This window comes from Streptomyces sp. NPDC048506 (assembly GCF_040651315.1).
Classification (GTDB): Bacteria; Actinomycetota; Actinomycetes; order Streptomycetales; family Streptomycetaceae; genus Streptomyces.
Window position 1 is genome coordinate 47,188 of sequence record NZ_JBEZIX010000044.1, and the last position, 22,849, is coordinate 70,036.

Consider the following 22,849-nt stretch of genomic DNA (forward strand, 5'->3'; position numbering starts at 1 on the left):
GCAGGCGGAACACGTCTGGCACATCCCCCTCGGACCCGACCGGCAGCCACTACACGCCGATCACGCCGTAGCAAAGCCCGAAGACACCCCCTCGGACAAGCCCGAGAACAAGCCCGACAACACCCCCACCGAACAGACAGACAACAAGCCCGACAACACCCCCACCGAAGAAGCCAAGCCCGAGCCCGATAGCACCCCCACCGAACACTCAGACGCCAAGCCCGAGGACACCCCCACTCCGCACAGCGAGACCCCGCACGCCGAGGCCCCACACACCGAGACCCCGGCCGACCACGACTCGACCGCTCCCCACCCCGACACCCCGACTGACGACGCGACCAACGACTCGGCCGACAACTCGACCAGCGATCCGGCCGATCACCCGTCGGACGAGTCGCCGACCGACCACGCCCCCACCGAGCCGGAGCACACGCCGGCCGATCAGGTCGACACGACGGGGCCGGAGCATGCGCCCACCGATCACTCGGAGTCGCCCACCCCGGGCGACAGCGAAAGCACGCCCAAAAAGCCCAGCACGAGCATTTCGCAGTACCTCGCCAAAGCACTGAGCCATGACAGCAACCCTCTGATCTACGGCAAGCCCAGCGTCGAGACATCTGACGATTCCAAGGGCGAGGCCGCCACACAAGCACCGCATCAGGAGGGCGAGGCCGCGGAATCTTCCGTCAGTTCCCCGCCCCCAACTACTCCGAATGACGGTGCCGTCGCTCCCACCTCAGATCATCCCGCCGACCAGCACGCACTGGACGCGCAACACCACGACGATGACGACCACCATGCGCCCGAGGAGCCGAGTGGCGTCCCGGAGGACACGTCCGAAGAGCGGTCGAGCCTTGCCGAACGCCGCAATCAGGCCGAGGACATACTCGGCCCGACCGCCGCGAGGGTTCTCGACCTGGATTCCTGGCTGCAATTCCACGAGAAGAAGGCCGATGTGGAATTCGAGCAGACCCTCAACGAGATGCGCGAGGCGAGGAGGCTCCTTGAGGAGAACCCAGACCATGTCCTGCACACCGCATTGGAGCTGAATGCTCCGGTCTCACCGAACAACGAGGCACTGGCGGAATTCGACCTCGGACTCGCCGAACCTAACGGTCCAATAAATCGCCGAGTGGAAGTCACCACTGTCGAGAGGGAGATCGAGAAGCCAGGCGACATCAGGAACGCCGTTGCGCACGGGTTCGATAAAATTAATAAGCGAGAAGCGCACGGATTCCCACTTCCGCGACCACGCGATGTCAGCATCTACCTCAAGGTGAAGGCGGAGATAAAGTCCAAGAAGGGCCTCACCACCGAGCGGGGTCCGGATGGCTCGGTGAAACTCAGCCGGCCTGATGGCACCCTGATTCGGGAGAGGAATCTGTTCGACGACATCCTGGACAATTTGAACAAGACACCTGACGCCAGTAAGCTGGACCGCATAATTTGCTCAGACCCAGATTTGGGCGTATTGGCAGAATATGTGCACAACGGTACTTCATGGGAGCGGATCCGATGACCGATGCCAGAATTCTTGACTTCCCGGGATCGTCCATCCGCCTGGTGAAGGACGTGGAAGACCTGAGCGTTGATCACGCTCAATTCGCAAGGCTGGCCTTGTCCGCGGCATTCAAGATGTCACACGATCTCTGCATCCCACTTTCCATGGAAGTAACGACCGCCTACTGGGAAACGGAGTTCGACCTGCCGGTCGATTCACCGACTCCACCGCGGGAATCCGGGATGCTGCGCCGCTCCCCCCTCCCGGAGAGGGTGACCGCGGAGCCACGCCTACGGAACGAGCAAGTGACCGCCATCGGCGAAATCAGCGAGAATGCCGCTGTCAACTTCATCCAGGGACTCCTCACCGAGCCCCCGAACGATACAAGCGAGCTTTCCGTTGGCTGGCAGGATATTCAGTTCAATGCGTCAATGGCTCGGCTACCCGACGACTACCCCAGAGAAGACCCTGATGTGATTCAGCTTGAGGTCACCAGGGGAGTCGTCAATCACCCTGTCGAGACGCGCGACGATGCGGGCTGGATTTACGGGCCGATTGGGGCATCCGTCGTCCATGCGCCGTTCGAGTATCGGCTCCATAGAAATCCAGGTGAGCTCGTTTTCGATTTCTCCACTTATTGGTCAATCTGGGCCCCGGGTGGCATGGGAAGGCCTGAAATCGACAACAGAATCGAAGCCCTCCTGGAAAGCGGATGGGAACTGGAGTGAAGCGCTCCGAATTGACCCAATGAAGGCAAAGTACGCGATGGGGTTCGGCTCGAACTGGTCAAGGTGCAGCCGTCGATGAGTGGCACAGATGTCACGGGTGGCACCGTGATGGCCAGCTGGGACCCATTGAGGCGGGGAAGGAAATCCAAAGAATGGCAGGCCATACACTCCTCGAGGCGGTCCTTGACCTTCAGAAGCACCTTTCCGTGAACGTGGCGCCAGCCCACAAAGGGGCCATCTAGCCATGACGTTCACTATCTCCTTCCCTGCCGCGCCCATCCACCTGGTCAGCAATGAACGGGTGGATGCGTTCCCCACGTATACCTCTCACTGATCAGGAGACATCGGCTATGTCACAGGACGCTCCCTCGCCCCCCACCACCCCCGAAGAAGCCCTAGCCATCGTCCTGAGCCGCTACGCCCAGCCCAAGCTGGTGGACGGTTCTCCGGCGCCCATGCACGTCCACGAATTCGACATCGGCTACCTGGTGTACGCCACGTTCCCGCGCCCCACCGACGCATCGGGCCAGCCGCAGCCCACCCCGCCCGGCGGCGCCAAGATCATCGTGGCGAAGGACACCGGAGAAACGGTCACCGTCCCCAACCTGCCCACCGAATCGGCCATCGCCCTGTACCGCTCTCAACGCGGATCGAACGCGTAGCACGCACCTCCTGCCGTCCGCCGCGTCAGGCCCACTGTCGCCCGGGGCGGGGCCGGAGATCGAGTGACCCGAACGCGCTGACCGGAATCGAGCTCCGGCCAGCGCGCCGGGCGCTGCGCTCTGGTGTCACCTCAGATGCCGGGCGAAGAATCACAGCGAGCTGTCCCCTTCGAACGACGCCACGCGCACTAGTAGGGCGTGTCCGACGAATCGCCAGTGGATCTCGGAACAGCGCCCCGCCCTTGATCGTTTAGGTGGCTATGGGGCGTGGCGATCTGAACGCGGTGGAGTGGGCTCGGCTGGAGCCGTACCTGCCAAAGAACGGCAAGCGTGGCGGGCAGTGGCAGAGCCACCGCAAGGTGGTCAACGGGATCTACTTTCGGGAGCGGACGGGGGTGCCATGGCGCGATCTTCCTGCGCGTTTCGGGAAATGGAAGACCGTCCACGATCGCCACCGGCGCTGGTCGGCGGACGGTACCTGGGATCGAATACTTGGGGCGATCCAGGGCGATGCAGACGCCGAAGGGCGGCTGGACTGGAGCCAGGTCGGCGTGGATTCCACTTCCTGTCGCGCCCATCAGCATGCTGTCGGCGCTCGCAAGACCGCTCCGGCGGGCGCTCCAAAAAAGGGGTCCCGGTCCAGCACCGTGAGGATGCGGGACTCGGGCGCTCGCGTGGCGGCCTGACCAGCAAAATTCACCTGGCCTGCGAGGGCGGGCTGCGCCCGCTGGCCGTACTCGTCACCCCGGGACAGACCCACGACGGTACCGTCTTCGAGGCCGTCGTCGAGCGAATCCGCGTGCCCCGCCAGGGCGGTGGGCGCCCCCGCGCTCGGCCCGACGCGATCAGCGCAGATAAGGCGTACTCCTCTCGCCGGATACGCTCCTACCTGCGTAGACGCCAGATTCCGCACAGCATCCTGGAGAAGAAGGACCAGATCCGCCACCGCCTGGCCCGCGGCTCCGCCGCGGCGTGCCCGTCTCCGGGCACCGGGCTCTCCACAAATCCCGTTCCGGGGTGTTCAGTTCCTCATGCCGTAGTGGGCCATGGAGCCGGAATGCACTTTCCCCGGTATCGGTATCTGGTCGTGCTTACCTTTGCCGGGTTGAACAGTTCCGCTTCCTCTGTGACGGGCCACCAGCCGCCGCCGTAATAGCGTCGACGGAGCTGCTTCCAAGTGATCCCGGGGTGCTTGCGTCGGATCCATCGTGTCACCCTCATCCACGCGTAGTGGCTGAGGTAACAGAAAGCCACGTTCGAAACTCCGGGACGGAAATACGCGCACCATCCTCGCAACACCGAGTTCAGTCGGTGAAGCAAGGACTCCAGCGACAAGCCGACGTTCTGCCGTCCGGTCAGTTCCTTCACCTTGCCCGTGGCGGAACGTACTGATTTCCGTGCCGGGTAGGTGTAAATATACTGCCGATCAGTGCCAAGTTTCCGGTGACGCTGGATGCGCCATCCAAGAAAGTCAAGGCCCTCGTCAATGTGCGTGATCTTTGTCTTCTCCACCGACAGGCGAAGGCCCATTGGCTTCAATGCCTCTGCGACCTCGTCGCGTAGCTCCTCGGCATGCTCACGGCGCCCGAAGACGAGTACGAGGAAGTCGTCCGCATACCGGACCAGCCGGTAGTTGGGCAATCCTCGGCGCCGTCTCCTGCGCCGATCCTCGGAGGTGCCATCTGGTCCTCCGAGGCCCTGGGCGATGTGCTCGTCCAGGACCGAGAGTGCGATGTTGGCCAGCAGCGGCGATAGGATCCCGCCCTGCGGGGTCCCGGTGCGTGTGTCCGTGAAGACTCCGTCACGGGACAGGATCCCGGACTTCAAGAACGCCTTCACCAAGGACAACACCCGCTTGTCCCCGACTCGATTCCGCACCCGCTCCATGAGGGCCGGGTGCGCGATCTCGTCGAAGCATGCCGTGATGTCGCCCTCCACCACCCACTCGTATCCGTGGCTGGCGAGGTAGCGAGTCTCGGCGATCGCATCGTGGGCTCGGCGGTTCGGGCGGAACCCATAGGAACACGGGAGGAAATCCGCTTCGAATACCGGCTCCAGCACCAGTTTCAAGGATGCCTGGACCACTCGGTCCGCCACAGTCGGAATCCCGAGACGACGAAACTTGCCATTCGCCTTGGGAATCATCCGCTCGCGGACAGGAACCGGATGGAAGCTGCGGTCTCTGATCTGCGTCCGCAGCTTGTCGAGAAACGCCTCGACTCCCTGCCCGGCTTCGATGGAGCGGGCGGTCTTCCCATCCACTCCGGCCGTGCGGGCACCCTTGTTTCCCCGGACACGGTCCCACGCCACCAACAGGAAGGCGGGATCGGCCACGAGGTTGAACAGGTCGTCGAACCTGCGATGAGAATCATCGGCAGCCCAACGGTGCAGCTTGGTCTGGATCTCCAGTACCCGGCGTTCGGCCTTCATCAAGGCCCATTCCAGCTCGTCGGTATTCACCGGCGACAGCCCCTGGCATTCCAGTCTCCTTACTGCTGACTTGCTGACCCCCTTCCCCATGTGACCGGCTTTCCCTGCCTCGGAGTACTACGGAGCCTCCGTCCTGCCCGACGGCCATCAGCCGGCGATGGGCCTGCCCCCGATCGGACTGGATGTCCGATATAAGGGCAACCGCGGACAGTTCCCACGTTCACCGCGAAATCGATCGACAGGTGAGGTGCCCAGCTCTACCCCGGCAGCATCGCCACGCTTACGCCGCAGACTTTCGGCGTGGCCTCCCCACCGATGAGTAGAGTCGGCTTCGGAGTCGACCACCGACGAGCACTGGTGGTCGTGCACTGCGTCCGGCCCAGATCCGCCAGGTTCGAGCCGGTGTCGTAATTACGGGGCGTCAGGCACTGATTTCTCGCGTGCACCTTCCTGTCTCGCTAGCCGGACCCGGGTCGTCTGGCAGTACCAACCCGTCCCGGCGTTGTCGGGGCTGCTTACCGCTCGGCTCGGCATCCCCCGAGCCGAACTGCCCCCAGCTTCAACCGGATTGCTACGACAACCCGGTGGTGAAGGTCTCTCACCTCACTCGATTCCATGGCGCCTCGTGGCGCACCCACCCGCTACGGCAAACGGGCCTATGTCTTCCATGGCACCGTCACTGTCGCAGCGATCCGATTGTGGCTCCGGGTGTGATCCGTCCGCGCCTGGGGAGGCGAGTTGAGCCAAGAGGCTGGCTGGAAGATGTCGGCGGTCACCTGGGAAGTGGGCGCAGCAGCAGCCTCGACGAACCACTCCCGGCCGAGCAGCAACCCGAAGACAGGGGACGGGAGTCTGACCAGTGCCCTGAAGACCGGGGAGCTCCGGCCGGGTCCGGTTAGCTGGGAGCGGTGGGCGGCAAGGGCCGCTTGCTTTTGTGCGGCAAACCGTCGCACATCAACCGTGTGCGTGATGGCTTCGCGCGGGCTGTACGCGATGCGAAGCACCTCGGGGTCGTAGCGGAAGGGGAGCCTCAGCAGACGTACCAACCTCACCAGGCGGCTGACGACTTCGCGCGGCATCGTCGCTTCCAGCACCCGGGGCACGCCGGCCAGTTCGGCGGCACGCTTGCCCACACGATGCGCCTTGACGTGGTCGCGGTGGCCGTAACCGCCGTTGGCGTCGTGGATGAGTAGCACGTCTGCATTCTCCTCGCGCAGGATCGCCGCGAGTTGTTCGGCGGCCTCCTCCGTTTCCGCCCTCACGAAGCGCGCCCGGTCCGGCGGATCCGGGTAGAGGTCCTTGCCGTGGCCGCTGTTGGCGTACCCCAGGTGCGCGACACGGGCCACGCCGAGCACGGTCGCACTCGCCCTCATTTCCACCAGACGCGGCGCCTCGCCGTCCTTGGGGACGGCATCCATCAGGCCGTCAGTGGCGACCACTATCACCGTGCGATGGCCGTGGGCGGCGGCGCGCGCAAGCGTGCCCCCGGTATGCAATACCTCGTCGTCGGGGTGCGCGGGGAAAGCCACAACGGTTGCCATGGGTCCATCCTGAACCACTCGCCATCCGTCAGAGGCCTCAACCACAGATGATTCGCCGGACAGGCCCTAGCCCACCGGGCCGACGCCTACCCGGTCGAGGCGCTGCACCGCCGTCAGGACCGCCTGCCAGTCCGCGACGTCCTGACCGGCCAGTTGGCTGTGCATCGTGGCGATCAGCGCTCCCGCACTCTCACCGGCCACCATGCCGGGCCCGGAGGCCAGCGGCACTCTTCCTCTCGCCGGACCTCGAAGGACATGACGCATAACGGGGGGGGGACGCGGGACAGGCGTGAATGTCAGTGGGGCGCGTCACAATTGCCGTATGACGACTGAGAGTGACGACGAGAGTCGCGGCGTTGGCTGCCGGAGCGACGGGGAGCATGCTCGCGATCGCGTCGCGGAGATCCTCGCCGATGAAGACCAGGTCGCGGCGTGCGCGCGGACGAACATGGCGGCGTTCGTGGCCGAGCTTGCCGAGCGCGGTTGTGAGGAGCCGTGGGCGGATCTCGACGGCGGGTACGCGGACGACGAGTGGCCCGGGTGCATCCAGTTCTCCTTCGAGTGTCCGCAGGGGTACGAGGGCGATCTGGTGATGCCCGGTGTGCCACTGGAGGTGGTGAAGGGGGCTGGGGCGGACGGCGGTTGGGAGTTGGTGCACAACGGGGTGCCGTACGCCTGGGGTGACCTGGTGGACGAACTCTCCACGTTCGACGAGGCGCGGCGCACGATCTGGTCGAACAGGGATCGGCTGGTGGCCGAACTGGTCGAACGGGGGCTTCCGCTGCGGGATGCGGACGTCAACTCCGATGTCGATGCGGGCGGTGACTCCTGGGTGACGTACCTCCTCACGGTGGAGGGGAGGGGAATCAGAGTCTCGGTGCCGGATGTTGCAGTGGGGCCGGGGCTTTCTCAGGAGATGTATGTGGAGGGGTATCCGTATGCGTGGGAGGAAGCGGTGGAGAAGGCCGTGGAGGCACTGACGGCCAGTCAGGTGACCGGTTCGTAGGGATGCAATGTGCGCTTCACGGTCGTGCGGCAGAGTGGAGGGTCGCATATCGGTGATCCACTTCGGAGGACGACGCCGGTGAACGACTCGATGAACGATGCCGGTTAACGACTCGATGGACGGCTTCGATGGACGGCTTCGATGGACGGCTTCGGAGCACGGCATCGGAGAACGGCATCGATGAACGGCATCGGAGAACGAGTGACGAGCTCAGGGGGTGACGGGTCATGGCGGGGATCGACAGACGGCGGCTGCTGATGGGCGCGGGGGGAGCGGCGCTCGGGGCTGCGCTCGCCACGGCGTGCGGGTCCAACACCGGGCGGGGCGGCGGTGGTTCGGGGCCGGGGATCAGCCAGTGGTACCACCAGTACGGGGAGCCGGGTACCGAGCGGGCCGTGAAGCGGTACGCCGCGGCGTACGAGAAGGCCCGGGTCACCGTGCAGTGGCGGCCCGGGGACTACGACCGGCAGACGGCGGCCGCGTTGCTGACGGACTCGGGGCCGGATGTGTTCGAGGTCAACGGGCCCCTACTGGACCAGATCCAGAGTGGTCAGGTGGTCGATCTGACCGCCGAGGTCGAGCCGGTGAAGGACGACTTCAACCAGGCCGTGTTGGCGCCCAAGATCTGGCAGGACAAGATCTGGGGCATCCCGCAGGTCATCGACATGCAGCTGCTCTACTACCGGAAGAGCGCGCTGAAGGACGCGGGGGTGACGCCGCCGCGGACCCTCGACGAGCTGGTGGACGCGGCCGGGAAGCTCACCACGAAGAAGACCAAGGGGCTGTTCCTCGGGAACGACGGTGGCGTGGGGGTGCTCGGCGGGACGCCGTTGTTCGCCGCGGGGCTCAGCCTGATCGGCGAGGACGGGAAGGTCGGGTTCGACGACCCGGCGGCGGCCCGGGCGCTGGGGAAGATCCGGCAGTTGTACGCGGACAAGTCGTTGCTGCTGGGTGCGCCCACGGACTGGTCCGATCCGGCCGCGTTCATCCAGGGGCTGACCGCGATGCAGTGGTCGGGGCTGTGGGCGCTGCCGCAGATCGAGAAGGCGCTGGGGGACGACTTCGGAGTGCTGCCGTTCCCCAGGGACGGGTCCGGCGGCAAGCCGTCCGTTCCGGTGGGGGCGTACGGTTCCGCGGTCAGTGCGCGGAGCAGGCGCCGGGCGGAGGCGAAGGCGTTCGCGGCGTGGTTGTGGGTGGACCGGACGGACTTCCAGCAGGACTTCGCGCTGTCGTACGGATTCCACATTCCGGCGCGGATCTCGCTGGCGAAGAAGGCCAAGCAGCTCCAGCAGGGTGCGGCGGCGGATGCGGTGCGGTTCGCGACGGAGCACGGGTATGCGGAGCCGCTGCTGTGGACGACCGCGGACCGTACCGCCTATCAGGACGCCCTGAGCCGGATCATCAAGGACGGGGCCAACCCGGAGAGCGAACTGAAGGGCGTGGTGCGGAAGGTGCACGCCGAGCTCCAGCGGGTGAAGAAGAAGGCCGCGTAGGGGGGCGACGACGTGACAGGACCGCGCGCCACCTCCGGCGCCCCCGCCAGTGCCGCCTCCCGCGCCACCTCCGGCGGCCCCGCCGACGGCTCCCGCACGGCCCCCTCCCCCGGCACCCCGTCGCCCCGGTCAACGGTGGCCCGGGTGCTCGGGCCGCAGCGGCGGAACCTGTGGTTCTGGGTGTTCGTCGGGCCGTTCGCGATCGGGCTGGGGCTGTTCACGTATGTGCCGCTGGCGTGGAGCGTGTACCTCAGCTTCTTCGATGCGCACAACACGGTGAGTCCGACCGGCTCGGACTTCGTCGGGCTCGGCAACTACGGCACGATGCTGCGCGACGAGGCGTTCCTGAGCAGCCTGGGCGCGTTCCTGCTGTTCACGGCGTTCATCGTGCCGGCCACATACGTGCTGGCGCTGTCGCTGGCGCTGATGGTCAACCGGCTGCGCTTCGCCCGGGCGTTCTTCCGGTCGGTGTTCTTCCTGCCCACGGCCTGCTCGTACGTCGTCGCCGCGGTGATCTGGAAGCTGTCGATCTTCAACGGGGTGCGGTTCGGACTGGCGAACACGGTGCTCGGCTGGTTCGGGGCGGATCAGACCGCCTGGCTGTCGACCACCGATCCGCCCTGGTACTGGCTGGTCATCGTGACCGTACGGCTGTGGCTACAGGCCGGGTTCTACATGATCCTCTTCCTGGCCGGGCTGCAACGGATCTCACCGCAGCTGTACGAGGCGGCCGCGGTGGACGGGGCGCGGCCCGGCTGGCAGACCTTCCGGCACATCACCTTCCCGCAGCTGCGTGCCACCTCGGTGGCCGTGGTGCTGCTTCTGGTGATCAATGCGTTCCAGGCGTTCGACGAGTTCTACAACCTGCTGAGCGATGCCCGCGGCTATCCGCCGTACGCCCGGCCGCCGTTGGTCTACCTCTACTACACGGCGCTGGGGCGGGACCAGAACCTCGGGCTGGGAAGCGCGGGTGCGGTGATCCTGGCGCTGATCATCGCGCTGGCGACGGTGGTGCAGGCCCGCTGGTTCGGACTCGGTCGCAAGGGAGAGGACTGACCGGATGCAGGATGCGTTGACGCGTGCGGGCCGGGCGTTGCGGGTGGTGGTGCTGGTCGCCCTGGCGCTGCTCTTCCTGGTGCCGTTCTACCTGCTGGTGCGGAACGGGCTGGCGACCGAGCAGGACATCACGGCGCCGGAGTGGACGTTCTTCCCGCATGAGCTCCAGTGGTCGAATCTGACCGAGGTCTTCCAGGACCCGAACCTGCCCATGGGGCGGGCGATGCTCAACTCCACACTGATCGCGGTGTCGACGACGGTCGGCACGGTCGTGCTGGCCTCGCTCGCGGGGTACGGCCTGGCGCGGATTCCGTACCGGTACGCCAATGTCGTCTTCTACGCGATCCTGGGCACGCTGATGGTGCCGGCGGCGGTGACGTTCGTGCCGAGCTTTGTGCTGGTGTCGACGCTGGGGTGGATCTCCACGCTGCGCGGGCTGATCATTCCCACGCTGTTCAGCGCCTTCGCCTGCTTCGTCTTCCGGCAGTACTTCCTCGGCTTCCCCAGGGAGTTGGAGGATGCGGCGCGGGTGGATGGGCTCGGGTACTGGCGGACGTACTGGCGGATCGTCGTCCCCAACTCCCGGCCGGTGTTCGCCGCCGTCGGGACGATCGTCTTCATCGGCGCGTGGAACGCGTTCCTGTGGCCGCTGGTCATCGGGCAGGACCAGGAGGCCTGGACGGTGCAAGTCGCCCTGTCGACGTTCACCACCGCGCAGAACCTCAACCTGCACGAGCTGTTCGTGGCCGCGGCGGTGTCCATCGCCCCGCTGGTGGTGGTCTTCCTGCTGCTCCAGCGGTACATCGTCGCGGGGGTGGAGCGCAGCGGGATCGACGACTGAGGCGCGGGCGGGTGACGTACCGGGTGCGGTGCGTGGCATGAGCACGCACCTGGACGTCCGTGAGGCGGAGCCGCGCGCAGGCGACACCGACGGGTGGCGCTGCCGGAGCGGAAGCTGCCGTTCTTCCGCGGGCAGCAGCTGACTCCCGGGTCACCATGTGAATTCGTCGGAAATTAAAGGTAGTTGGAGACCGCACCGCTGCTGGCCGAGGGGGATTCGGAGGATGTCGTTCGGTTTACCAAGCGGGGCGGCGGGGCGCCTACGTTCGAGAGCGTATGGCGCACGGACAGCACCCTCCGGGAACGGCCCACGCTCGGTGCGGTGTTGCCGCTACGCGAGGGGCCGCCCGCCGGCGGGGACGCCACGTGAGCCGATATGGCAGCAGCATACGACAATTTGCCTTCGAAAATCAGGGCCCGGGACGACGGATCGCGGGCGGCGCACGCCTATCCCCGGGGTTCTCCCACTCCTGCACGCCGCCCCAACTGTCCCCATTCCAGGCGGAGTTCCCGCCCGCCGAGCACCCCGGGGCGCACCGCCGCCCGAAGAGCGTGCGCCGGAAGGGTGCCGGACGGGCGCCGGACGGGTGCCAGGCGGGCGCTGCGCTTACCGCCCGGTGCCCGCCTGCCCACCTCCGCCCCGCCGTCCCGCCGTCCCGCATCCGACCCACACACGAGGTCACACCAGCCGCTCGTACGCCGCCTCCTCCGCCGGGCGCGCCCCGCGCAGCAGCGCCGCGCCGAGCGGGGTGAGGGTGTGCAGCACGGCGTTGCCCTGGCGCAGGGTGTTGAGCAGACCGGCGTCCCGCAGGACGGTCGCGTGCTGGCTCGCGGAGGCCAGCGAGACGTCCGCGCGGCGGGCGAGTTCGCTGGTGGTGCAGCCGACGCCGATGGTCTGGAGTATCGCGGAGCGGGTCTGCCCGACGAGCCGGCCGAGGGAACGCGCCGCCGGGACGTGCGAGGTGAGCCGCGGTGCCGGGTGCTCCACGGGGTAGACCAGGACGGGCGTCAGGTCGGGGTTGTGGAAGGTGACCGGGGTGCGGCGGCAGAAGTACGACGGCAGCAGCAACAGGCCCCGGCCGCCCAGATGCAGGTCGCGCTCGACCGGGTAGTCGGCCTCCAGGACCGGCGGGCGCCAGCGCATCATCGGCGGCAGCGAGGCGAGCAGCCGGTCGGCGCCGCCGTCGAGCAGGGCCCGGCCGCGGGCGGCCCGGTCGGCCTCGATCCGGCCCTGGACGCGCGACCAGTACGGGGCGACCGCCACCTCGTAGTAGCGCTGGAGCACATCGGCGAGACGGCCCAGTGCGCGGGTGTCGCCCTCGGCCATCGCCCGCATCCACGACGGGAGCGGGCGGGTGGCCGTGGAGAGCCGGGAGAGCTCCTCGTGCAGCCGGGTGGCGGGCGTCTCGCGCAGTGCGCCGAGCGCATCCGCCATCCCGAGCAGCCCTTCGGCCGGCGTCAAGAAGTCGGGGAAATAGCCGCGGGTGGGCACCAGCGGCGCCAGCAGCCGCGCTTCGCCATTCAACTTTCCGCGCGTTTCCGATCGCCATTTGCCGAACGCCGAATCGTCACGTCTGTCGCGTAGTCGATGAAAGCTTAAGACCGTCTCCCACAGTGCGTCAGGGCGCGCCGCAATGCGCACACGGGCCAGATCGAGTCCACTGAAATGGACGCGTAACACCGAACCCCCACCTCTGGTTTCCTCAGTCGGCCCCCGGCACGCCTGAGTATGCACGCCAACACGTGCGGTCACCATGCCCTTTTGGCCAGACTTGAAAGTGCTCGCGCCGGTGGGCGGCCGGCGGGAATGCTTGTACTCAATTCGACGGCGGCGCGAACGGCACGGATTGCTCGATCCCGTGGGGGGTGATGGGCAAACAGCCGGCCGCTCGGCAGCCCCGTCGAAGGCCGCCTTCCCGCGCCGACCGGGGTGGCGGCAACTCCCGAGGGGGGAGTCCGGAGAAAGCGAGGGCGGCACCTCCGCACAGGTGCCGCCCTCGTAGGGTTGACCTGCACAGACGCCGAATCGATGGGCTCGGCGCGGCGGGCCGGGAGCTCGCCTGCCGAGGAGCCCCTGGTGCATTGCCGACGGTCCGCAGGACGAGAACAGGCCCCGGCGCCGTCCCTCCGGATCGGGCGCCGGGACCCAACTGCACTACTTCTCGACGCTGTTGTCGATGCTGTTGCTGCAGTTCATCGACGAGCCGATCGTGGTGATCTGCGTGCCCGAGTCACCCTTGCCGCCGTCCGCATTGCCCCCCGTGCCGTTCGCGAACCCGACCTGGCCGTAGGCGTCGACGATCTTGTCGTCCGCCCGGCACGAGGTGCTCTGGCGGTCCCGCGCTTCGCCGCTGCCCTGCTGCCGGTCGTAGTGGCTGAGGCTCACCTGCTGGCGGTCGGACGCGTCGCGGCTCATCTGCTGGCGGTCGTAGTCGCGTCGGGGCTCCTGGCGGTCGTAGTCCCGGCTCGACGCCTGTCTGTCGTAGTCGCGGCTCGGCTGCTGCCGGTCGTACTCACGGCTCGGCTGCTGCCGGTCGTAGTCGCGACTGGTCTCCTGACGGTCGTAGTCACGACCCCCTGCCCTGCCGTCGGCGTGGGCGCCGGCGGCGCCGAGAAGGCCGACGCTGCCGAGGACGGCGGCCACGACGGCAGCCTTACGAAGCTTGCGCATTTCATCTCCGGTGGATTGCGTGGATGCGATCAGTAGTTGATCGACCTCATACGGTTACGAGAGGTTAATAGGAAATATCCCGCACCCACTCAGTGACGCGCCGTCGCGAACCGGCGCCGCCCCGCTTGACCCACACGCCGGATGACCGCAGGACCCCGCAGCCCACAGCAGCGAGGGCGGCACCTCCGCACAGGTGCCGCCCTCGTCGGGGTTCCGGAGCCGACGGCCAGGCGGATGAGGGTTTTGGGGTGCCCTACCGCCGGCTTCCGGTGGTTTCTGGGCACCACGGACGCACTCGGCGCCCGCGGTGCCCGGTGGATCAGCGGCTGTCGCTGCCCTTCGACTCGGCCGCCGCCCGGCCCGCCTCCAGTCGCGCGACCGGGATGCGGAACGGGGAGCAGGAGACGTAGTCCAGGCCCACCTCGTGGAAGAAGTGGACGGACTCCGGGTCGCCGCCGTGCTCACCGCAGACGCCGAGCTTGAGGTCCGGGCGGGTGGCCCGGCCGGCCGCGGCGGCGTTGCGGACCAGCGAGCCCACACCGTCCTTGTCGATGGTCTCGAACGGGCTGACGCCGAAGATGCCCTTCTCCAGGTACGCGGTGAAGAAGCTGGCCTCGACGTCGTCCCGGGAGAAGCCCCAGACCGTCTGCGTGAGGTCGTTGGTGCCGAAGGAGAAGAAGTCGGCCGACTCGGCGATCTGACCGGCCGTGAGGGCGGCGCGGGGCAGCTCGATCATGGTGCCGAGGGTGAGCCCGAGGCTGACGTCGTACGTCCGCTCGACCTCGGCGATGACCTGCTCGGCCTCCTCGCGGACGATCTCCAGCTCCTGGACGGTGCCCACCAGCGGAATCATGATCTCCGCGCGCGGGTCGCCGTTGGCGTTCTTGCGCTCGGCGGCGGCCTCGGCGATCGCCCGCACCTGCATGGCGAACAGGCCGGGGATGACCAGGCCGAGGCGGACGCCGCGCAGACCCAGCATCGGGTTCTGCTCGTGCAGCTTGTGCACGGCCTGGAGCAGCCGGAGGTCGTTCTCGTGCTTCTCGTGGCGGGCCTCGGCGAGCGCGACGCGCACCGACAGGTCGGTGATGTCGGGCAGGAACTCGTGCAGCGGCGGGTCCAGCAGCCGTACGGTCACCGGCAGGCCGTCCATCGACTCGAACAGCTCGATGAAGTCGGCCTTCTGGAGCGGCAGCAGCTCGGTGAGCGCGGCCTCCCGGTCGGCGTCGGTGTCGGCCAGGATGAGGCGCTCGACCATCTCGCGACGCTCACCGAGGAACATGTGCTCGGTGCGGCACAGGCCGATGCCCTGGGCGCCGAACCGGCGGGCGCGGGCGGCGTCCTCGGCGTTGTCGGCGTTGGCCCGGACGCGCAGCCGGCGCACCCGGTCCGCGTACGCCATGATCCGGTGGACGGCCTGGACCAGCTCGTCCGCGTCGTCGGCGCCGGCATGCATCCGGCCCTCGAAGTACTCCACGACCGGGGACGGCACGACCGGCACCTCGCCGGCGTAGACCTTGCCGGTGGAGCCGTCGATGGAGACGACGTCGCCCTCCTCGATGACGATGCCGTCGCTGGTCGTCATCCGGCGGGACTTGGTGTCGACCTCCAGCTCCTCGGCGCCGCAGACACAGGTCTTGCCCATGCCGCGGGCGACGACGGCGGCGTGCGAGGTCTTGCCGCCGCGGGAGGTGAGGATGCCCTCGGCAGCGATCATGCCGTTGAGGTCGTCGGGGTTGGTCTCCCGGCGGATCAGGATGACCTTCTCGCCGGAGCGCGACCACTTGACGGCGGTGTACGAGTCGAAGACGGCCTTGCCGACCGCCGCGCCCGGGGAGGCGGCGATACCGCGGCCGATCAGGTCGGACTTCGCGCTCAGGTCGAAGCGGGGGAACATCAGCTGGGCCAGCTGCGCGCCGTTGACCCGCTGGAGGGCCTCGGCCTCGTCGATCAGGCCCTGGTCGACGAGCTGGGTGGCGATCCGGAAGGCGGCACCGGCGGTGCGCTTGCCGACCCGGGTCTGGAGCATCCACAGCTTGCCGCGCTCGATGGTGAACTCGATGTCGCACAGGTCCTTGTAGTGCGTTTCGAGCGTCTCCATGATCTGCATCAGCTGGTCGTACGACGCCTTGTCGATCTGCTCCAGGTCCGCGAGCGGGACCGTGTTGCGGATACCGGCGACGACGTCCTCGCCCTGCGCGTTCTGGAGGTAGTCGCCGTAGACGCCCTGGTGGCCGCTGGCGGGGTCGCGGGTGAAGGCGACGCCGGTGCCGGAGTCGGGGCCGAGGTTGCCGAAGACCATGGAGCAGACGTTGACGGCCGTGCCGAGGTCGCCGGGGATGCGCTCCTGACGGCGGTACAGCTTGGCCCGGTCGGTGTTCCACGAGTCGAAGACCGCGCGCACGGCGAGGTCCATCTGCTCGCGCGGGTCCTGCGGGAAGTCGCGGCCGGTCTCCTTGGCGACGACGTCCTTGAAGTGCGCAACCAGGCCCTTGAGGTCCTCGGCGTCCAGGTCGACGTCGACGCGGACGCCCTTGGCCCGCTTGGCCTCCTCCAGCGCGTCCTCGAAGAGCTCGCCGTCGACGCCCAGCACGGTCTTGCCGAACATCTGGATGAGGCGGCGGTAGGAGTCCCAGGCGAACCGCTCATCGCCGGCCTGCGCGGCGAGGCCGGAAACCGACGCATCGGAGAGGCCGATGTTGAGGACGGTGTCCATCATGCCGGGCATGGAGAACTTTGCACCGGAACGCACCGATACGAGCAGCGGGTCATCGGCCTGACCGAGCTTCTTGCCCATCTTCTGCTCAAGGGCGTTGAGGTGCTCGGTGACCTCGGCACGGAGTGCCGCAGGCTCGGCGCCGCTCTCCAGGTAGACCTTGCAGGCTTCGGTGGTGATCGTGAAGCCCGGAGGGACGGGAAGTCCCAGGTTGGTCATCTCGGCGAGGTTTGCACCCTTGCCGCCCAGGAGGTCCTTCAGGTCTTTGTTGCCCTCGGTGAAGTCGTAGACGAACTTCGCGGACGAAGGCTGGGTTACGTGGGGATCTTGTGTTTCCGACACGGCACTGACTCCTCGCCGACGGGCTGCCCTGACGGCGAGGAACATACCCAGATCGAAGGCGTATGGGTACGTCCACTCGGTCGACATGCGTGCGTAACCAGGCGTCCGCCAGCAGATCGAAAGTGATCACACACTCAGAGGAGAGTTCATTACCTGAATGCATCACTCCGTTACGCAGTCGGAGTGAAGAGAATAGCTACTCAGCGTGATGGATTCATTGATCACTCGAACAGATGAAGGGTGGCACCGGGTGCCACCTCTTGGAGAGGTGGAGCCCGGCGCAACTCGCTCATCTGAGCGCACCCCCTATCAGGGGTGGCGAGAATCACGCGCTCATGTGTGCCGTGGTCCCATCATTTGGACCCGCCGCTCGCTACCCGATCAAGGAATGCATCGGCCAACTCATACGCCCGCGCCCGAACAACCGGCAGTTCTGCGCGCAATTCGGCCACCCGCTGCACGGGGTCGGCGCCCACCTCGGCCGCGATCGCCGCTCCGCCGTGCTCGAACCGGGGCCGCAGGACCTCCGGGGGCGCCGAGTGTCAGGATCAGGCCATAGTTCTCGGCCGGCAGGAACTCCGCCGCCACGTCCGGGTTCGTATACCGCTCGGCCGTCACCACAAGCCGTTCGTCCGGACGTCGTAAGGAACCGTGTGGGCTCAGGCTTCACCGGCGGCGTTGCGGGCCGTGGCCGCGAGAGCCCCGGCACCACGCCGGCGCAGCAGCGGGACGATCGCCAGCGCACCGAGCAGCGTGCCGGCGGCAACCGGCAGCGCGGTGGTGTGCAGGGCCTCGCCCGACACGGCCGCGGTCTGCGCTCCGGCGGCCCCGGTGTCGCCGGCGAGCGAGAGGAAGACGCTGCCGTACGCGGCGACGCCGACCACCTGGGCGATCTGCGGAACGGTGGTGGCCACCCCGCTGGCGTCCGGGGCGTCCGCCGGGGCGATTCCGGACAGTGCGAGGGTCAGCAGCGGGCTGGTGGTGTACCCGAGGCCGAGGCCCCACACCAGTTGCAGCACCGGCAGGAGGAGACCGCCCTGGCCGCCCGTGCGCAGGGTGAGACCGAGTCCGAGGTACCCGGCCGCGGCGAGGGTGCAGGCCGCGACGATCATCCACAGCTGCCAACGGGCGGGCAGCTTCTGCCAGGTGAGGCTGCCGGTGGCGACGCCGAGGGCGAGCGGCGCGAAGGTCAGCCCGGCGCGGGTGGCGGACTCGCCGAGCCCCGCCTGGAGGTGCTGGGAGAAGGAGAAGAGGAAGCCGGCGTACCCGGCCATGACGAAGAAGAGGGCGGCGGCCCCGCACACCAGGTCCGGCGAGCGCAGCACCCGGCCGGGGACGAGCGGCGCTCCGCCACGGCGCGCGACCGCCCGCTCGACGAGGACGAAGACCGCGAACATCGGGGCCGCCGCGGCCAGGCAGAGCACCGTCCACCGCGGCCAGTGCCGTTCATGGCCCAGGACCAGCGGCACCACGAGCAGCAGCAGCGCGGCGGTCAGCGTGGCCAGGCCGGGCAGGTCCAGGCCCTTGGCCACCCGGGGCGCCTCGCGGGGCAGCAGCCGGACCGCGGCCGCGAGCAGCGCCAGCCCCACCGGCACGTTGATCAGGAAGACCGGACGCCAGCCGGTGCCGAGGAGGTCGGCGCTGACCAGCAGCCCGCCGGCGACCTGGCCGACCACCACGGCGACCGCGATCACCGTCGCGTACAGGCTCAACGCACGGGCCCTGGCCCGCCCTTCGAAGGTGAGCTGGATCAGGCTGTAGACCTGCGGGACCATCAGCCCCGCGCCGAGCCCCTGCACCACCCGCGCACCGATCAGCGTGCCCGCACCGGGTGCCAGGCCGCAGCCGAACGAGGCCAGGGTGAAGAGGGCGAGACCGAGCAGGAAGACGGTGCGGAATCCATGGCGGGCACCGAGCCGGGCGCCCGTGATCAAGAGCGCGGCGTAGGAGATCGTGTAGCCGGAGACGATCAGTTGGAGCGCGGAACCGGTGGTGTTCAGGTCGGTCCGGATCGTCGGGGTGGCGACATTCACGACGGTGGCGTCGAGCAGTGCCATGAAGACCGCGCCGAGGATGACGAGGAGAATCCCGTTGTGGGGCGGTCGATTTCGCCCGGGGGATTGCCTGGGAGATTGTTCGGGAGCTTGTCCGGGGGATTGTCTGGGAGATTGCCCGGGGATTTGCCTGGGGGCTTGTCCGGGGGTGCCTTTTCCGGGTGCGGTGGCGTGCGTTTCCCGCTGAGAGGTCGACTCGCTCATGACAGCGATGATCAAGGCGTCGCCATTCGGGTACCAGAGATCCGGTGATCCTGGTACCGGTGGTATCTGGCAGGCGGTCACGGCGTCCCGCATGATGGTGCGGTGTCCGCCCTCACCACCCGCCCCACCACCGCCGCGGCCTCCCGGCGCGGTGAACTCGCCAGGTTCCTGCGGCTCCGCCGGGAGCGCATCGCACCGGAGGACGTCGGCCTGCCCGGTGGTCCGCGGCGGCGCACCCCGGGGCTGCGCCGCGAGGAGGTCGCCCAGCGCGCCGGGGTCGGCGTGGCCTGGTACACCTGGCTCGAACAGGGCCGGGCGATCAACCCGAGCGTGCAGGTGCTCGACGCCATCGCGCGCGCCCTGCTGCTCGATCCGGCCGAGCGCGAGCACTTGCACCGGCTCGCCGACGTCCCCGGCGCCCTGTCCTGCGCCCCGGCACGGGAGTCGCTGCCGCCCGAGGCGGCGGCCCTGAAGACCATTCTGGATTCGCTCAGTCCGCTACCGGCGAGCGTGGTGACCGCGGACTACGACGTCCTCGTATTCAATGACGCCTATGCGGCGCTCGATCCCCGTATGGTGCTGCTCCCGCCGGCGGACCGGAACGTGCTGTGGCGGCTCTTCACCGCGGACGAGGAGAGCCAACCGCTGGTCGACTGGGAACGCGAGGTGTCTTTCATGGTCGGTCATTTGCGGGCCGAATTCGGACGGCGATTGAACGACCCGCGCTGGCGTGCGTATATCCGTCGGCTCTCCGACGCCAGTCCGGTCTTCGCGGACATGTGGGCCCGGCACGAGGTGTCCGCTCCGGCCACCCACCGCAAGGGATTCCGCACGGTCGACGGCCGTACGGTCACGATCACCGCCACCGGCTTCACCACCACCACCGTCCCCGACGCCAAGATGTGGGTCTACACCCCCGCCGATGATTACGCGGCCCGGACCATCGGCGAACTCCTCGACCGCTACCGGGAGATCGGCGCAGCCGGACTGGTGGCCGACGGGGCGGGCCCGCGGACGGACTAGGGTCTGTCCGCCGGGTCATGGCCCGCTTCCGCGGTGCCCGCCTCGGCTTCGGGCTCCACGACGGCGAACGCGAAGCGGTCCTCCGCCTCCCGTCCCCGTTGCCGGTCCCGGACCCAGTTGCGTCATCGGGCCGTCCGCGTCCTCAGGGCCGTGACGGACCAGTCGATCACCGGCGCCAGGGGTTCCGGGGCCGGCCAGCCGTTGATCACGGCGAGCAGGCCGACGTACCGGTCCCAGCGGGGATCGTTCGCGGCCTCCAGGCGGTGCGACAGCCAGTCGTGCAGTTCGCCGTCGTCGGGGCGGCCGACCGCGAGCGCACACCCTGCGGTGAGCGTCGCGACAACGGGATCGGCCTGCGGCGAGTCGGGGCTGGTGCCGGAGGCCACGGCCGCTCCCACGAGTTCGCGGGTGACGGCCACCACGTCCGGGCGCGGCGGCACGGTGGCTCCGTCGGGCCGATCGGCCACATGGTCGTCGACCATGCTCCGCACACCGGCGCGGAAGTCCGGGTCCAGGGACAGCTCCGCCAGCTGCACCCAGGCTGCGACCTGTTCCTCAGTGGGGCTGTGGGGCAGTTCGGGGGTCAGGGAACGCCGGGCCGCGGCATGGTCGAAGTCGCCGTGGCGTCCCTCGAAGACGACGTCGAGGAAGTCCTCGATCAAGCGGCGCCTCTCGGCTTCGGACAAGGTGGCCAACCGATGCATGCGTTCCATCTCCTCAATGGTGGGCTCGCGCCCGGCCGCGGTGATCAGCACCGCTCGCCGCAGACGCAGGATGCCGATCTGTACGTTCAGGGCGGCGGCATGCTCCGCGGCGACTTCGCCGAGCGTGAGCTGCTGATCCGTGACCCGCCGGATCGCGTCGAGGCCGAGGCCGAGCTCGCGCAGCGTCCGCACGAGGGCCAGACGGGCAACGGCATCCGGGCCGTAACGGCGGTATCCGGCGGGGGTGCGGTCGGCCGGCGTCACGATGCCGCGGTCCGAGTAGAACCGGATCGTCTTGACCGTCAGACCGGTGCGCCGGGCCAGTTCACCGATCGAGTAAAGGGTGCCGCCGTCCATGCCCCCACCTTCGTGTCTCCCCCTGCGGGAGACTCAAGTCTGCGCCCCGGGCGGCGGCTGGTGGTGCCCGGGGCGTGCGCTGCCGGTGGTGTCCGAGGGCGCCGGCGGCACCGGCCGGCGATGCCTCGTTATCCGAACTGGCCGGGCTGGTAGTCGCCGGCGGGCTGCTGGATCATGACGTTCCCGCGGTTGAAGGCGTTGATCAGGGCGATGACGGACACCAGGGCCGCGAGCTGGTCCTCGTCGTAGTGCTTGGCGGCATTCGCCCAGGCCTCGTCCGTGACCCCGCCGGCCGCGTCCGCGATGCGGGTGCCCTGCTCCGCCAGTTCCAGGGCGGCGCGCTCGGCGTCGGTGAACACCGTGGCCTCCCGCCAGGCCGCGACCAGGTTCAGGCGGGTCGAGGTCTCCCCGGCGTGCGCGGCGTCCTTCGTGTGCATGTCGACGCAGAAACCGCAGCCGTTGATCTGGCTGGCCCTGAGCTTCACCAGTTCCTGCGTCGCGGCCGGCAGCGTCGAATCCGCGAGCACCTTGCTCGCCGCGACGAGGTGCCTGCCGAACTTGGCTGCGACCTGGTTCTCGAAGAGGTTCAAGCGAGCATGCATGGTGCGCTCCCGTGTCGTTCGCTGTTGCTGGTTACGCCTCTTGGACGGAACACGTCGGCGCACTGTGACATGCGCGGATGTGACCTGCGTCGCACCAGCGCACCGCGGAGGGGACGCACGACGACGTTTCCGCACCATGGCGAGGAGGCACGACGACGTTCCGCACCATGGCGGCGGCGCACGACGACGTTCCGCACCATGGCGGGGAGCCACGACGGCGTTCCGCACCGCCTCCGAGACCGCGCCCCGCCCCTCGTCGTCAGGGCGTGGACGCCCCCTCGTGCTTCGCCCGACGGCCGCTCCTCCTGGGCCGCGGGTCATGGCCGTCCAACAGCTCCAGCCGCCGCTGTTCACCATGGGTCTCGACCTGCACCACGATCCGGCGCAGCAGCTCCGCCAGGTCGAGCGCCTCGTCGTCGCTCAACGCCGCGGTGACGAAGGCCTCTTCGGCGTTGAACTCCGGAAAGAGCCCGACCATCAGCCGCTCGCCCTCCGGGGTGAGCGAGAGCAGGGCGAGCCGGCCGTCGGTGGGGTGCCCCTTGCGCTCCAGCAGACCTCGGCCCTGGAGGGTACGGACGACGCCGGTGAGCGTGCCCTTGGAGATGCCGGCCTCCTCGGCGACCCGGCGGGTCTCCTGCTCTCCCCAGATCCACACCACCCACAGCACGACGAACGACGTCCAGGTCAGCTCGGCGCCGCGCAGCACGGAGTTCTCCAGGTGCTGCCGCACGGCGGCCGCGGCGCGGTAGGTGTGCGCCACCGCCGTCATCTGCTCATATCGGACCGGCAGGTCACCGAGCTTGGCCTGTACCGCCTTCTCCGTGTCCTCGATGGAACGGCGTCCGCTCACCACAACTCTCCCTGACCCGTGTTCCGTGGACGCACGGCCCGCAGGGACGCCCGCCCGTACGGGTTCAAACGG

Annotated in this window: 16 protein-coding genes and 3 pseudogenes; 9 read left to right on the forward strand and 10 right to left on the reverse strand. The window is 68.2% G+C overall.

Annotated elements, in window-relative coordinates; translation table 11 throughout:
* The 4 genes and pseudogenes from AB0C96_RS30595 to AB0C96_RS30610 form a co-directional block, all read left to right on the forward strand.
* Window positions 1-1,519: pseudogene (locus AB0C96_RS30595) on the forward strand (hypothetical protein); the annotation flags it as partial.
* Window positions 1,516-2,229 (forward strand): hypothetical protein, encoded by a 714-nt coding sequence (locus tag AB0C96_RS30600; protein WP_362921822.1) that lies wholly within the window; start codon window positions 1,516-1,518, stop codon window positions 2,227-2,229. The pseudogene AB0C96_RS30595 and the gene AB0C96_RS30600, both read left to right, overlap by 4 nt.
* Before the next feature lie 350 nt (window positions 2,230-2,579).
* The gene (locus AB0C96_RS30605) at window positions 2,580-2,891 is read left to right on the forward strand and encodes a hypothetical protein (RefSeq protein WP_362921824.1); all 312 of its coding nucleotides are present in this window, start codon (window positions 2,580-2,582) and stop codon (window positions 2,889-2,891) included.
* A gap of 260 nt (window positions 2,892-3,151) precedes the next feature.
* A pseudogene (locus AB0C96_RS30610) lies at window positions 3,152-3,852 on the forward strand (IS5 family transposase); the annotation flags it as partial.
* 68 nt (window positions 3,853-3,920) lie between these two features.
* Here the strand turns inward: AB0C96_RS30610 and ltrA are convergent.
* The 3 genes and pseudogenes from ltrA to AB0C96_RS30625 form a co-directional block, all read right to left on the reverse strand.
* Window positions 3,921-5,351 (reverse strand): group II intron reverse transcriptase/maturase, encoded by a 1,431-nt coding sequence (ltrA, locus tag AB0C96_RS30615; protein ID WP_362921825.1) that lies wholly within the window; start codon window positions 5,349-5,351, stop codon window positions 3,921-3,923.
* A gap of 1,100 nt (window positions 5,352-6,451) precedes the next feature.
* Window positions 6,452-6,862 (reverse strand): annotated as a pseudogene (locus tag AB0C96_RS30620) (PIG-L deacetylase family protein); the annotation flags it as partial.
* Window positions 6,863-6,928: 66 nt separating this feature from the next.
* Window positions 6,929-7,090 (reverse strand): hypothetical protein, encoded by a 162-nt coding sequence (locus AB0C96_RS30625; RefSeq protein WP_362921826.1) that lies wholly within the window; start codon window positions 7,088-7,090, stop codon window positions 6,929-6,931.
* A gap of 94 nt (window positions 7,091-7,184) precedes the next feature.
* Between AB0C96_RS30625 and AB0C96_RS30630 the strand changes: the two genes are divergently transcribed.
* From AB0C96_RS30630 to AB0C96_RS30645, 4 genes are all read left to right on the forward strand, one after another.
* A complete protein-coding gene (locus tag AB0C96_RS30630; protein WP_362921828.1) occupies window positions 7,185-7,868 on the forward strand; it encodes a hypothetical protein in 684 nt (227 codons plus the stop codon).
* Window positions 7,869-8,095: 227 nt separating this feature from the next.
* A complete protein-coding gene (locus AB0C96_RS30635) occupies window positions 8,096-9,361 on the forward strand; it encodes an extracellular solute-binding protein (RefSeq protein ID WP_362921830.1) in 1,266 nt (421 codons plus the stop codon).
* A 135-nt stretch (window positions 9,362-9,496) separates the two neighbouring features.
* Window positions 9,497-10,417: a sugar ABC transporter permease gene (locus AB0C96_RS30640; protein ID WP_362921893.1), complete on the forward strand. Its 921-nt coding sequence runs from the start codon at window positions 9,497-9,499 to the stop codon at window positions 10,415-10,417.
* 4 nt (window positions 10,418-10,421) lie between these two features.
* Complete coding sequence (locus tag AB0C96_RS30645; protein ID WP_362921832.1) at window positions 10,422-11,258, forward strand: carbohydrate ABC transporter permease; 837 nt, start codon at window positions 10,422-10,424, stop codon at window positions 11,256-11,258.
* Between the two features lie 678 nt (window positions 11,259-11,936).
* Here AB0C96_RS30645 and AB0C96_RS30650 read toward each other — a convergent pair.
* The 4 genes from AB0C96_RS30650 to AB0C96_RS30665 form a co-directional block, all read right to left on the reverse strand.
* Entirely contained in the window at window positions 11,937-12,782 is an 846-nt protein-coding gene (locus tag AB0C96_RS30650) for a winged helix-turn-helix domain-containing protein (RefSeq protein ID WP_362921833.1), read from the reverse strand.
* Between the two features lie 630 nt (window positions 12,783-13,412).
* Window positions 13,413-13,928, reverse strand: a complete 516-nt coding sequence (locus AB0C96_RS30655) for a hypothetical protein (RefSeq protein ID WP_362921835.1) — start codon at window positions 13,926-13,928, stop codon at window positions 13,413-13,415.
* A gap of 319 nt (window positions 13,929-14,247) precedes the next feature.
* Window positions 14,248-16,983 carry a pyruvate, phosphate dikinase gene (gene ppdK / locus AB0C96_RS30660; protein ID WP_362921837.1) on the reverse strand — a complete coding sequence of 912 codons (2,736 nt, stop codon included), beginning with the start codon at window positions 16,981-16,983 and terminating at the stop codon, window positions 14,248-14,250.
* 659 nt (window positions 16,984-17,642) lie between these two features.
* A complete protein-coding gene (locus AB0C96_RS30665; protein WP_362921895.1) occupies window positions 17,643-19,070 on the reverse strand; it encodes an MFS transporter in 1,428 nt (475 codons plus the stop codon).
* Between the two features lie 273 nt (window positions 19,071-19,343).
* Between AB0C96_RS30665 and AB0C96_RS30670 the strand changes: the two genes are divergently transcribed.
* Window positions 19,344-20,264 (forward strand): helix-turn-helix transcriptional regulator, encoded by a 921-nt coding sequence (locus AB0C96_RS30670; protein ID WP_362921839.1) that lies wholly within the window; start codon window positions 19,344-19,346, stop codon window positions 20,262-20,264.
* 122 nt (window positions 20,265-20,386) lie between these two features.
* Here AB0C96_RS30670 and AB0C96_RS30675 read toward each other — a convergent pair whose 3' ends face one another.
* The 3 genes from AB0C96_RS30675 to AB0C96_RS30685 form a co-directional block, all read right to left on the reverse strand.
* Window positions 20,387-21,325 carry a MerR family transcriptional regulator gene (locus AB0C96_RS30675; RefSeq protein ID WP_362921841.1) on the reverse strand — a complete coding sequence of 313 codons (939 nt, stop codon included), beginning with the start codon at window positions 21,323-21,325 and terminating at the stop codon, window positions 20,387-20,389.
* Between the two features lie 128 nt (window positions 21,326-21,453).
* Window positions 21,454-21,927: a carboxymuconolactone decarboxylase family protein gene (locus AB0C96_RS30680; protein ID WP_362921843.1), complete on the reverse strand. Its 474-nt coding sequence runs from the start codon at window positions 21,925-21,927 to the stop codon at window positions 21,454-21,456.
* Window positions 21,928-22,186: 259 nt separating this feature from the next.
* The gene (locus tag AB0C96_RS30685) at window positions 22,187-22,777 is read right to left on the reverse strand and encodes a MarR family winged helix-turn-helix transcriptional regulator (protein WP_362921845.1); all 591 of its coding nucleotides are present in this window, start codon (window positions 22,775-22,777) and stop codon (window positions 22,187-22,189) included.
* Window positions 22,778-22,849: the final 72 nt, after the last annotated feature.